Genomic DNA, 282 nt, shown 5'->3' on the forward strand with positions numbered 1-282 from the left:
CGTGTGTGCCGGTGATGCGGCGCGACCGTGACGAGGTGCGGGAGTTTTTGACCGGCCTGGCGCGGCTCTCCGTCCGTGGCGTCGAGGTGGGTTGGGAGCCGTTGACGGCGGGCGGCCGTCGTGTCGAGCTGCCCACGTACGCCTTCCAGCGGGAGCGGTTCTGGTTGGAGGCTGGCTGGTCGGTGACGGATGCGGCGGGTCTGGGGCAGTCGGCGGCGGATCATCCGCTGGTCGGTGCGGTGGTGGGGCTGGCCGGCGGTGAGGGTGTCGTCCTGACGGGTC

General features: G+C 72.0%; 1 protein-coding gene. It reads left to right on the top strand.

Features of this window, described 5'->3' with window-relative positions; translation table 11 throughout:
- On the top strand, positions 1–282 hold a 282-nt coding region (locus RM704_RS45035), incomplete at both ends, for a hypothetical protein (protein ID WP_311593668.1).

The sequence above is a fragment of the Streptomyces gottesmaniae genome, assembly GCF_031845845.1.
Lineage (GTDB): Bacteria > Actinomycetota > Actinomycetes > Streptomycetales > Streptomycetaceae > Streptomyces > Streptomyces akebiae.